The following is a 10,751-nucleotide window of genomic DNA, read 5'->3' as shown; positions in this document are numbered from 1 at the left end:
CGGAACACCGTACCGATACGGAGCGCCGTATCGAGTGAGTTAGCGCGCAGCGCCCACGCCGCAACGCGGGCACCGCGCGCATGGGAAGTAATGAAAGTGCGAGGAGTAACGAAAGCCGGCGACGCGGCCGACCGACGCCCGGCCGTGAACCGAGGAGACGTCCGCCGGTCGAGGCGTTCACACGAAGCTAGGCGTTTGCAATCTCCTCACTTAAATAGCTTGCCCCGTCTGCCGTTAGATTCACGGGCGAAAGTGGTGTCCATTCTAGCGATGGGGAAACTAGGGTTGAAGGAAGCCGTAGCCATGGCGCTGGGGGGGATGATCGGCGGGGGCATCTACTCCGCGTTCGGCATCGTCGTGGCTATCGCCGGGAAGGTCGCGTGGCTCGCGTTTCTCATCGCGGGGGGAATCGCCATGTGCGCGGGGTACAGCTACGTCAAACTGAACGAACTCACCGACGACCACGGCGGCGCGCCGACCTACCTCGAGGACATCGTCGGCAACTCGACCATCGCCGGGATGACGGGGTGGACGCTGCTGTTCGGCTACATCGGGTCGATGGCGCTGTACGCCTACGCGTTCTCGTCGTTCTTCTCCGAGATGATCGGCCGACTCCACTTCATGGGCGTCCCGGTGGCCAACACCATCTCGGTCCTGCTCATCGCGGCGTTCGTCGGCCTCAACCTCATGGGGGCCTCCGAGACTGGCAAAGCCGAGGACGTGCTGACGTTCTTCAAGGTCGTGGTCATCGGCGGCTTCGGCGTCTGGGGCGTCTGGTACGCCTTCACCGCCGAGACGCTCACCTTCGGCTTCGGCTCGCTGGGCTTCTCGCCCGTCATCGGCGCGGCGATGTCGTTCGTCGCGTTCCAGGGCTGGCAACTGCTGATGTACGACCAGGACCAGTTCGAGAACCCCGAGGAGAACATCCGGAAGGCAATCTACTTCTCGATTCCGGTGGCGACCCTGCTGTACGTCCTCGTGGCGTTCACCACCGTCAGCATCCTCGAACTGTCGGTCATCGCGGTCGCTCCGGAGGTTTCGCTGCTGTACGCCGCGCTCCCGTTCATGGGTCGGGTGGGCGCGTTCATCATCGGACTGTCGGCGCTGTTCTCGACCGCCAGCGCGGTCAACGCCACGCTGTTCAGCGGCGCGCAGTTCTCCCGCGACCTCATCGACAGCGGACTGCTCCCCCAGCAGTTCCAGGGCGACGGCGACCAGGAGGTCCCCTCGAAGCTCGTGATCGTCCTCGGCGCGCTGTCGGCGGCGTTCGCCGTCTACGGGAGCCTCTCGTCGATAACGTCGTTCGCGTCGCTGGCGTTCATCGCGGTGTTCGGCGCGATGAGCTACCTCGCGTTCCGCGAGCGCGACGACATCGACGACCTGCTGACGCCGGTGCCGGTCGTCGGGATGGTCGGCACGGGGCTGTTCTTCCCGCTGTTACTCTACAACCTCTGGCTCAACGACCCGGGCACGTTCTACCTCGTATTGCTCATCAGCATCGTCGTCGTCGGCTCCGAACTGATCTACTTCGAGCGCGAGCCGATCGAACAGGCCGTTCCCGGACTCGAACACGACTGAACCATGACCGACGACACGCAGACGACCGAAGACGACATCGCGACGGGCGAATCGTCACGCGAGACGCTGAGCCGCCGGACGCTCCTGCGGGGAGCGGGCGCGGCGGGCGCGACGGCGGCGAGCGCGTCGCTGTCGGGTTGTGCGGAGGTGATGGGCAAGCAGGGCGCGAGCACGCTGCGCTACGCGCAGGTGCTCGCGCCGGTAACGCTCGACCCGGTGGTCGTCGACGACCCGTGGTCGGCCCAGGTGGCCTCGCTGGTCTTCCAGGGACTGTACGCCTACGACCGACAGATGAGCCTCGTGCCGGTCCTCGCGAAGGGGAAACCGAAGAAGAAGGCCGGCGGGAAGAAGTACGCCGTCGAACTCCGGAAAGACGCGACGTTCCAGGACGGCACGCAGGTCACCGCCTCGGACGTGAAGTACACCTACGAGGTCCCGGTCCGCCAGAACGAGGGCGGCGGCCGGGTGCCGACGGTCTGGCAGGTCGACATGCTGCAGGGGGTGACGGCGACGGGCAAACGCAGCGTCGAGTTCGAACTGAAGTACCCATATCCGGCGTTCGACCACGTGCTGACCCGCGAAATCGTCCCGGAGTCGGTCCGCCGGAAGAGTCCGCAGACGTTCGGTCAGGAGGAACCCATCGGGTCGGGCCCCTACGAGGTCGAGATACTCAAACCCGGCAAGTACGCCGTGCTGTCGGCGTGGAAGGACTACTGGGAGGGGACGAACCCCGCCGTCGAGAAGGTGAAGTTCGTGCCGAACCACGCCGGCCTCGCCCGCACGATGAGCATGAAGACCGGCCAGAACGACGTCGTCGAGCGGGTCGAGCCGAAGCTCTGGGACGCGACGAAGCAGTTCGGCGGGTCCCACCTCGCTCACGCGAAGAGCTACCACTACCACTTCGTCGGCTTCAACTGCAGCGACAAGCCGATGTCGTCGCCGAAGGTCCGGGAGGCGGTCGACTGCCTGCTATCGATGGACGATTTCGCGAAGCACATCGTCACGCCGCCGGGATTCGACCAGGTGGGACCGACCGGCGCGCGCCAGCACAGTCCGCTACCGAACCGCCTCGCCGAGCGGTGGAACATGCCCCTCGATAAGTGGAAGGGCATCCCCCGCCGGAAGAACGAGGAGGAGGCGAAGGTCCTCCTGGAGGAGGCGGGCGTCAGCACCTGGAACCCGCTCGTCGCGGTGCCCGGGACGAAGAGTTCGGGTGACAAGATGCGCGAGAAACTGGCCGAGTCCATCGTCCACGGCCTGAAGAAACTCGGCTTCCGGAAGGCCCGGACCAAGAAGTACCCCTGGGACCAGTTCCGCAAAATGGTCATGAGCGGCGACGAGTCCGATTACGCCATGTACGTCGGGTCGTGGTCGGGCTACCCCGACCCCGACACCTTCCTCTACCCGCTGTTCCACGAGGACATGGAGGGGCTGACCAACGGGACGTTCTACAAGAACGACGACGTGATGGCCAAGATCGACGAGGCTCGCCGGACCACCGACCGGAAGAAGCGCAAGCGCGCCTACGAGCAGGCCATCACGACGATTCTGGAGGACCGCGTCCACCTCCCGGCGTACACGCTCCACAACAGTTTCGCCGTCAAGGACCACGTGGAGGGGTTCCGGCCCCACCCGCTCTCGCAGGCCAACCCGCGACTCGTCTCGCCGAACGGGTCGGTTTCGTTACGGGAACGGTGACGGCCGCCCGACTTCGTTCCGAGGGAGCGACGCCGCGTCACTCGCCTCCCGCGGCGCTCCCCTCGTCAGGCTGACCGGTCCGGAGAGCATTTAAATACCTTTAGTATTACCGGCCTAAGCATACGGTGATAAGGTGAGAACGAACGGACAGTAAACGACCATGTCGGACGAAGTACTCGATAGAAGTTTCTCCGGGACCGCCGGACTGGACGAAGTCCCGGGTGGGGACCTGCGGGGCGCGTTGCGCGGGACGCCCGCGGCGGCGGACGCCGACGGGAGTGACCGATGACCGACGATTCGGGCAAAGCGGCGCTCATCCTCGCGTTGGGCCGCCAGAAGCGCAACCTCGAACTCCTCGCCCAGATGCTCCGCGAACGCGAGTACGCGGTCGAGATCGCCACCTCGATGCCCGAGTTCGACGGACTCGTCGAAACCCGCGACGACATCGCGCTCGCCATCCTCGACGTCGACGGCTTCACCGAGGACGTCTGGAAGCGGTGCGAACAGCTCCACGATCGCGGGATTCCGATGCTGGTGCTGGCGGCGTCCATCCCGCCCGCGATGCGCGAGGAGGCGCTCAGCCGGGGGGTCCACACCCTGCTGGAGAAACCGGTCGACAAGGCAGACCTCCAGGCGACCATCCGGGGGTTGCTGCGGTACATCCGACGGGCGAGCGAGTAGCGACCGGACCACGGAACTTCGCCGTCTGCCGGTACGTCAAATCGAATTTTCAGTTTACCGCGAACTTATCCGGTCGCCCCGCCCACTACCGCCAACGCCAGTTCCATGCGAACCCTCCCCGTCCTCCTCGTCGCCGGGGTCGCGCTCCTCGGCGCGACCACGCTGGTCGTGGCCGACTCGCCGTACGACTCGAACGTCGTCAGCGAACGGCCTCCGTTCGCCCCCGAGCGTCCGGCGACCCTCGACCGAACGACCGCCGCCGCGTACATCGTCGACTACGAGCGGATGCGTCTCCGCAACGACATGCTCTCCGCGCGCGGGCACACGCTGGACCGTCGAGACGAAGTACGAGCCACCTGCACCTCGACGTCGGTCGCGCCGACCGAGGCGGGCGGTTTCCGCGTTCAGCTCCGGTGTCGCGGCGACGTCAACGACGCCTACCGACTCTTCGAACCCGGCGGGTTCTCCTACGTGGTCACGTACCGAGTCGCCGAGAACGCGACGGAGCAACTCCGGATTCGAGGGTATCCGTACCGACACAGGGACGAACTCCGCCGGCAGCCGTCCTCGTGGTGAAACCGCCGGCGCAGTCCCCCGGCGAGGGCTCCCGCGCCGCCTCTCTACTCGCGCGTGACGTTCTCGCTCCCGCGTCGGACGACGACCGCGCGCCGGTTGTCGCGCAGGACGTTGTTCCGGAGCACCGTGCCGTCGGACGCCAGCACCGAGATTCCGCGCCGGTTCTCTGCGATTCGGTTGCCGGCCACGAGCGTTCGGTCGCTCGCTATCAGCAGGACGCCGTCGCGACTCCCGGTCACGCGGTTCTCGACGATTCGGTTGCGGTCGGCGTCCCGCAGGCGGACGCCGACCGCGTTGTCGGCGGCGACGTTCGACGCGACGACGTTGGCCGACGCGCCGTCCGAGAGCCAGACGCCGTAGAACCTGTTCGAGAGGCGCAGGTCGGCGACCCGGTTGCGGTCGGCCGCCGAGAGCCAGACGCCCGCGATTCGGTTGCGGACCGCCGCTCCGCCCGCGATACGATTCCCGTCGGCGCCGACGACCGCGACGCCGTACTCGTTGCGGCGGGCCGAGACGTTCCGGACGACGTTGTCCGAGGCGTCGGCCGCGAGGTGGACGCCGAACAGCGCGTTCTCGACGGCGGTGGCGTTCGCGACCAGGTTCCGGTCGCTGTCGTCGGCGAGCGAGACGCCGTGGACGGCGTTGTTTCTCGCGCGCACGCCCGCGAGGCGGTTGTCGCTGGCGTTCATCAACAGCACGCCGATTCGGTTGCGGGCGGCGGTCACGTCCGCGAGCGACCCGGCGTCGGCGTTCGTGAGGCGCACGCCGTCGTCGAACTCCGAGACGGTGAGGTTCCGAACCGTGACGTTCGAGACGCCCCGGCCCCACGACCCGACGGCGACGCCCGCGGTGCCGAAGTCGCCGCGACCGTCGATGCGGTGGCCCCGACCGAGAAGCGTCACGTCGCTCGCCAGGATGCGGAGACACCGGTCGGCCGAGACGTCCCGGAGGTCGGCGACGAGCGCGTATCTGCCGGGTTCGGTGATGGCCCGGCAGGAGTCGACGGGTCGCGGCGCCGTCGATACGGTCGCGGCCTCGCCGGCGGCGTTCGCCGCCGGCGAGGCCGCGGGAGACGCACCGAAAGCCGCGACCGACGGGCCGAAGGCTGCGCTCAGGACGACGATGGCGACCACGGCCGTCGCGACGGGTTCGGGAAGTCTCGTGCGCACGCGAGACGTGACGACTCCGGTTCACAAGGGTATTCGCCACGGAAAAGCCCGTAATCCGGATTACTCGCTGTCGGTGTGTCGACGCGCGCCCGCCGCGGTCACTCGCGCTCGCCGAGGCGGTCGCGGACGTCCGCGACCGCCTCGGCGTCGGCCTCGGTCACGCGGACGCCCTTCGCCGAGAGGTGGCGCATCCGCCGGCGGGCGTCGTCCTCCTCGCGGGTCCCGCGCGTGGCGAGGACGTACATCCGGGAGTTACCGGTCGGGCGCATCGTCCGGCCGGCCCGCTGGGCGCCCTGGCGGCGCGACCCGCCGAGGCCCGACGCCACGATGGCGAGACCCGCGTCCGGGAGGTCGATACCCTCGTCGCCGACCCGCGAGACGACCAGCGTGTCGCGCTGGCCCGACCGGAACTCCTGGAGGAGGTGCTCGCGGCGGGCGTGGCGCATCTCGCCGCTGATGAACGGGACGTTCAGTTCCTCGGCTATCGCCTCGCCCTGGTCGAGGTACTCGACGAATATCAGGGCCTTGGCGTGGGGGTGTTCGGCCAGCAGGTGGCGGATCTCCCGAATCTTCGCGGGGTTGCTCGCGGCGGCCTGTCGCTTCTCGTGGCCCACCGTGCTCCCGTACTCCTCGCGGTCGGCCTCGGACGCCCAGGGGACGTAGCGGATCTGGACCTCGGGTTCCTGGACGTAGCCCGCCTCGAACAGCGCGTCCCAGTCGGTGCCGATGGGCGGGCCGATGAGGGTGAAGATGTCCTCCTCCTTGTCGTCCTCGCGGACCGGCGTGGCGCTCAGTCCGAGGCGGTGTTTGCTTTGCAGGTCGGCCGACCGCCGGAAGACCCGGGACGGGATGTGCTGGCACTCGTCGTAGACGATGAGTCCCCACTCGCGCTGGTCGAACAGTTGGCGGTGGCGGTCCATCCCGGCGGTCTGGTAGGTCGCTATCGTCACCGGTCGGACGTCCTTCGTGCCGCCGTGGTACTCGCCGACCTGGTCTTCGGTCAGGTTGGTGTGCGCGAGCAGTTCCTCGTGCCACTGGGTCGCGAGTTCGCGGCTCGGCACCAGGATGAGCGTCTCGCCGCCGACCGCCTCGATGGCGCCCATCCCGGCGACGGTCTTGCCGCTGCCCGGCGGTCCCACCAGGACGCCGGCCTTCACGTCGGCGAACTCCGCGACCCACTCGCGCTGGTAGGGCCGCAGTTCGAGGCGGAGTTCGACGTCCAGCGCCTCGCCGGTTTCGAGGTCGCGTTCGTCCTGGACGGGGTAGCCCGCCTCGTAGAGGATTCGCTTGACCTCCGCCACCGACTCGGCGGCGACCCAGCTTTCGGTGTCGGAGATGGGCGCCCGCAGTTGGCCGTCGTCGAGTTTCTGGCGGGCGACGTTGCCCATCAGGTCCTCGCTCGCGGCTTCGAGGACGACGTAGCCGTCCTCGTGGGTCCGGAGGGTGAACTGGTGGGCGCGCTTCCACTGGCCTTCCAGCCACTCTTCGAGGTGAGGCGACCGCTCGGGGAGGACGTCTCTGACCGTCCCCAACAGCGACTCGAAGTCGTCGTGCGGGGCGTTCCAGACGTCTTCCTGGCGAATCTCGTAGAGGTAGCCGCCCGTCCGGGTCGTGTCGACCAGGTGGGCGAACTGCGACAACTGGGCGCGGGTGAACTGGCTGGGCTGGTCGACGACCAGTTCCCGGCGCTTCGGGAAGACGACCACGCGCTCGCGGTCGGCCAGCGCCCCCCAGTCGGTCGGATACCAGACGACGGGGTCGTTCGAGACGTCCACTCGCTCGACGCCCTCCCCGTCGGCCAGCGTCGCGAGCGCCTCGGCCGCGTCCGACTGCGAATGGTCGAGCGCGCGGGCGACCTCCTCGGCGGTGACGACGGGCCGTCCCATCTCCTCGACCGCGTCGTGGAACGCCTCCACGTCGAGGGGGTCGGAACTCGGTCGGGCGTCTCCGGCGCGCTCGCCGTCTTCCGGCCGTTCCTCGTCGGTCGCCGCTCCGCCGTCGGTCGTGTCTTCTGCTCGCTCGGTCACTGCGCCGGGCTAGGGGTGGGGCGAACAAACGACTTGTGTTCGCGGGCGACGGGGGATAGATAGTCGACAAACGGCCGAAAGGTTTATTCCTATAGGCTGACAAACAGGGTAAGCTTTGAGTACCCCCGGTTTGAGGGGCCGGTATGGACACGGAAATTTCGGCTATCGAGCGGTGTGCGTACTGCCGCGAGTACGTCCCCGTGACGTTCGTGGAAGTGAGTCCGGCTGACGACGGCGGGCAGATCACGGCGACGGTCGCCATGTGCGAAGAGTGTCGCACCGACAGCCTCTGAGGAGACGTCGACCGTGGCCGGCGCAGTGCGCCGGCCGCGGTCGGTTCGGGCGGCGTTGATGCGGTGCGGCGTTGGGACGGTGCTGTTGGTGCGGTCCGGTGTCGAGACAATGCGGTCGATGCGGTACGGTATCGCTACGACGCGGCTTCGGTACAGTGTGATAATCGATTTGGTTCGCTTCTGCGGTCGACGTTCGAAACGCCGATTCGACGACCGTCGGCTCGGTCACCGCCGCGCGGTCGGACGAGAGCGACCGCGCCGCCGTGCCCGCGTTTAGGTGGCGCTTAAATCGACGATTCGACCCGTTGTGAGATGGAACCGCCACGAGGCTATAACTGTCTCTCCGTAGATGGGGCGAGCATGAGAGTGAGTCCCCGCGACGCCCGCACCCTCGTGCTCGTCGCGCTCGCGGTCGTCGGCGTCGTCGCCGCGGTGCCGGCGGGCCTGACGGGCCCGGCCGACGCGACGAACGCGCCGACCCGCATCGACTCGTGTACGACCATCAAGCAGTCCGGCGAGTACGTCCTCACGAGCGACGTGAAGAACGGCGGGAAGACGCCCATCTCGAAGCCCTGCATCCGAATCGCGGCCGACGACGTGACCCTCGACGGGAAGGGCCACACGCTCGACGGTCGGGGCGTCAGCCACACGAAGGGCATCACCGTCGACGGCGCGACCGGCGTGACCATCCGGAACCTTGAGGTCAACGACTGGCACTACGGAATCTACGTCCGGAACGGCTCGGCGGAGATTCGCGAGGTCCGGACGTTCTCGAACGCCTACGGCGTCAAACTGGAGAACGCGAGCGGTTCGACCGTGGCGAACAACGTCGTCGAGGAGAACCTCATCGGCATCTACGTCGATCCCGGAAACGGCGTGAACGTCGAGAACAACGAGGTCCGGGGCAACGAAGTCGCGGTGAAGTACATCGACGGAGCGAACGCCGCCAGTAGCGGTTCGGGAAGTGCAGGTTCGGACTCCGGCGGTTCGGGGTCGAGCAACGAGAGCGCGTAACCGACTCCCGTCGCTTTCGGCCGACCTTTTTGGTTCCCGGCTTCGTACCGCGACCATGGTCGAGAGTCCGTTCGAGACGACGTTCCAGGTCGGCGAAGTCACCGATGCCGAGGCGTTTCCGGAGACGAACAAGCCCGAGATGGCGAAACTGTGGATCGACCTCGGCGACCGCGAGGTTCGGTCGGCGGCCCAGACGGGCTACAACTACGACCCTGAGGACCTGATAGGTAAGCAGGTGCTCTGTGCGACCGACCTCGGAACGGTCACCATCGCCGGCTTCAAGTCGGAGGCGCTGACCGTCGGCGTGCCCGACGCCGACGGCCACCCGGTGCTGGTCGGCCCGGACGACGACGTGCCACCGGGCGGGACACTGTACTGAACGGTCGAGGGACCGGAGGACCCACCGCCCGACTGGGTGGTGGAGTCTCCCGGTTCCCAGCCGTTCAGGCGTCCTTCCCGAAGGCGTGGCGCTTGACCTTCATCGCCCACTCGGGCCACTGTCGGCGCTGCGTTGCGTCCACCTTCGCCGACTCGCCCGACATCGCCTTGATGGCCCTGGCGTCTTCGAGGTTCCAGACCGCGCCGTCCTCGTGGAACAGACCGTTGATGATGCCGCGCTTGCGCATGTAGCGGACGTAGGCGGGTTTGACCATCAGCGACCAGAAGAAGCTCCCGACGCCGTGCTGGTGGATGACCGGCGCCAGCGAGGCGTAGTCGGGTTGCCACTGTTCGACGGTCGAGGCGCCGCCCCAGCCGAAATCGGCGACCCGCTGCCACTCGCTCAACAGGACCTGCTTGTCGAGGTCCTTCGAGAGCTCTTTCGCGTCTGGTAGCAGTTCGTGGTAGACCCGCTTGTTGTTCGGGAAGTTGTAGTGCATCTGGAGGACGTCGGCGCCCCAGTCGACGTACTCGGCGTTGTTGGCGAGGCTGGTCGACCCGACCGTCAGCGGCGCCGAACCGCGGTTCTGCGCCATCTCCTCGAACATTCCCTTCGCGAACCGCTTCATGGTCGGGAGCCACCCGGGTTCGTTCATCGCCTCGATGGCCAGCAGGCGGTCGTCGTCGCCGTAGCGGTCCATGAACCACCTGACGAACCGCTTCGGCTCGTCCCACTCGCCGCGGTTCTGGATGACCTCGCTCGACGGCGACTGGACCGGCGGGGCGGTCAGCGGGTCGTGGTTGTGGAGATTCTTCTCGGTCGGCTCCTTGCCGACGCTCTCGAACAGGCCGAGCAGGACCCGGATGCCGCGGTCCTCGGCGGCCCCGAGGAAGTGGTCGAGGTGCTTCTCCAATTTCTCGGAGTCTTCGAGCCACTGCTCGTAGCTCACCCACGTCCGGAGGGCGTTGATGTTCACCTGCTCGGCGTACCCCAGGTCGCGCTCGATGACCGTCTCGTCGTACTCGTGCCACATCTGGTAGGTGTTCCAGGCTCGCGAGGGGACGTAGAGCGCGCCGCGGACGTCGAGCGGGTCCAGTTGCTCGACCTGCTGTTCGGGCGTCATGGGCGTCTCGGGCCGGTTCTGTGGCGTCTTCGGGGTCTTCTCGCTCGAACCGCCGCTGGTTCCGCCGGTGCTCTGTCTCCCCCGCGGGTCGGCCGGAGCACCGCAACCGGCGGTGCCGAGTAGTCCGGCCGTCACGCCGGCCCCCAAGAATCGTCTGCGCGTGTACCGACTGGTCATTGGGACGTGCCACGTGACCGACGCGTGTAAAAGTGT

At 67.4% G+C, this 10,751-nt stretch carries 11 protein-coding genes; 8 read left to right on the top strand and 3 right to left on the bottom strand.

Annotated elements, in window-relative coordinates:
• Positions 1-303 precede the first annotated feature (303 nt).
• The 5 genes from NGM07_RS21080 to NGM07_RS21065 all read left to right on the top strand — a co-directional run bounded on the left by NGM07_RS21080 (position 304) and on the right by NGM07_RS21065 (position 4,533).
• A complete protein-coding gene (locus NGM07_RS21080) occupies positions 304-1,578 on the top strand; it encodes an APC family permease (RefSeq protein ID WP_253521040.1) in 1,275 nt (424 codons plus the stop codon).
• Between the two features lie 3 nt (positions 1,579-1,581).
• The gene (locus NGM07_RS21075) at positions 1,582-3,276 is read left to right on the top strand and encodes an ABC transporter substrate-binding protein (RefSeq protein WP_253521038.1); all 1,695 of its coding nucleotides are present in this window, start codon (positions 1,582-1,584) and stop codon (positions 3,274-3,276) included.
• 160 nt (positions 3,277-3,436) lie between these two features.
• A complete protein-coding gene (locus NGM07_RS25385) occupies positions 3,437-3,565 on the top strand; it encodes a hypothetical protein (RefSeq protein WP_256525532.1) in 129 nt (42 codons plus the stop codon).
• Positions 3,562-3,957: a response regulator gene (locus NGM07_RS21070; protein WP_253521036.1), complete on the top strand. Its 396-nt coding sequence runs from the start codon at positions 3,562-3,564 to the stop codon at positions 3,955-3,957. The genes NGM07_RS25385 and NGM07_RS21070 overlap by 4 nt, the downstream gene beginning before the upstream one ends.
• 105 nt (positions 3,958-4,062) lie before the next feature.
• Positions 4,063-4,533: a hypothetical protein gene (locus NGM07_RS21065; protein ID WP_253521034.1), complete on the top strand. Its 471-nt coding sequence runs from the start codon at positions 4,063-4,065 to the stop codon at positions 4,531-4,533.
• A gap of 44 nt (positions 4,534-4,577) precedes the next feature.
• On the opposite strand, the gene NGM07_RS21060 is transcribed toward NGM07_RS21065, so the two are convergent.
• Positions 4,578-5,702 (bottom strand): right-handed parallel beta-helix repeat-containing protein, encoded by a 1,125-nt coding sequence (locus NGM07_RS21060; protein ID WP_253521032.1) that lies wholly within the window; start codon positions 5,700-5,702, stop codon positions 4,578-4,580.
• 98 nt (positions 5,703-5,800) lie between these two features.
• Positions 5,801-7,729: a DEAD/DEAH box helicase gene (locus tag NGM07_RS21055; protein WP_438267721.1), complete on the bottom strand. Its 1,929-nt coding sequence runs from the start codon at positions 7,727-7,729 to the stop codon at positions 5,801-5,803.
• A 143-nt stretch (positions 7,730-7,872) separates the two neighbouring features.
• Here NGM07_RS21055 and NGM07_RS21050 point away from each other — a divergent pair, with 143 nt between their 5' ends.
• The 3 genes from NGM07_RS21050 to NGM07_RS21040 all read left to right on the top strand — a co-directional run bounded on the left by NGM07_RS21050 (position 7,873) and on the right by NGM07_RS21040 (position 9,415).
• Positions 7,873-8,022: a hypothetical protein gene (locus NGM07_RS21050; RefSeq protein ID WP_253521030.1), complete on the top strand. Its 150-nt coding sequence runs from the start codon at positions 7,873-7,875 to the stop codon at positions 8,020-8,022.
• Positions 8,023-8,382: 360 nt separating this feature from the next.
• On the top strand, positions 8,383-9,036 hold the full coding sequence (locus tag NGM07_RS21045) for a right-handed parallel beta-helix repeat-containing protein (protein WP_253521028.1): 654 nt from the start codon (positions 8,383-8,385) through the stop codon (positions 9,034-9,036).
• A gap of 55 nt (positions 9,037-9,091) precedes the next feature.
• The gene (locus NGM07_RS21040) at positions 9,092-9,415 is read left to right on the top strand and encodes a tRNA-binding protein (protein WP_253521025.1); all 324 of its coding nucleotides are present in this window, start codon (positions 9,092-9,094) and stop codon (positions 9,413-9,415) included.
• A 64-nt stretch (positions 9,416-9,479) separates the two neighbouring features.
• Here NGM07_RS21040 and NGM07_RS21035 read toward each other — a convergent pair whose 3' ends face one another.
• Positions 9,480-10,715, bottom strand: a complete 1,236-nt coding sequence (locus tag NGM07_RS21035) for a glycoside hydrolase 5 family protein (protein ID WP_253521023.1) — start codon at positions 10,713-10,715, stop codon at positions 9,480-9,482.
• Positions 10,716-10,751: the final 36 nt, after the last annotated feature.

It is taken from the genome of Halorussus vallis (genome assembly GCF_024138165.1).
Taxonomy (GTDB): domain Archaea; phylum Halobacteriota; class Halobacteria; order Halobacteriales; family Haladaptataceae; genus Halorussus; species Halorussus vallis.
Note: the sequence above shows the minus strand (reverse complement) of the source record. Positions and strands in the feature narration are given on the sequence as shown.